The sequence below is a fragment of the Wolbachia endosymbiont of Mansonella perstans genome, from assembly GCF_020278605.1.
Classification (GTDB): domain Bacteria; phylum Pseudomonadota; class Alphaproteobacteria; order Rickettsiales; family Anaplasmataceae; genus Wolbachia.
Genome location: NZ_JACZHU010000146.1, coordinates 1 through 699, shown reverse-complemented (window position 1 = coordinate 699; position 699 = coordinate 1). Strand labels below are relative to the sequence as shown.

Here is a 699-nt window from a genome sequence, read left to right as displayed (position 1 = left end):
CAGGAAAATGCGGTAGAACAAGTTTGCCAGAGATTTTGCCTCCTATTAATTTTTGTTTTTCAGAACTTCATTAGGAGGCTTTCCTTGCCCCGTTTCATCACGTAAAATAAAACTTCTATCTTGAAAGTCAGGTAAATCACAAAAATTAATAGGAGGCAAAATCTCTGGCACACTTGTTCTACCGCATTGTCCTGCCGCTTTAATTGCTTGTAATTTTGCTCTATCCAGGTTAACACTTTTTACTACTGTATGCTCCGTCAAAATGAATTGGATGCAGGTTACCCCCATTTCAGTTGCCTGCCTTATTATATTACCTGAAGCGGCATTTTTTACCATAGCATAATATAGATATAAATTTTCTTCATATTGCTCTTGTTTGGTGCATTCTTTAAGTGTAGCTTTCGCTAATTTACGCAATGTATCAACTATTTCTCCCAACCACTCTCCATCCCTTCCATAAAAAAAGAAATATTGGCATTCTTCTTAAATTGCATGATATTGCAAGATAATAACTTTGCCTTGGACTAAGCTCTAAACTAACGCCTTCTCAACATAAACTCTAATTTTTTCCATTCAATATATACCTGTATTGACGATCAACCTGCAAACTGAAGCATTGTCTTATACCAAACTTCATCATTATGCCAAATTCCAATGGGAAATTAAAAAATTTCCCTACGATTAGAGATTTAGCGAACT

Annotated in this window: 1 protein-coding gene; it reads right to left on the bottom strand. The window is 35.3% G+C overall.

The genetic code is table 11. The features are described from left to right. Positions 1 to 45: 45 nt before the first annotated feature. On the bottom strand, positions 46 to 438 hold the full coding sequence (locus tag IHO13_RS05515; RefSeq protein WP_225538636.1) for an RsmE family RNA methyltransferase: 393 nt from the start codon (positions 436 to 438) through the stop codon (positions 46 to 48). Positions 439 to 699 lie beyond the last annotated feature (261 nt).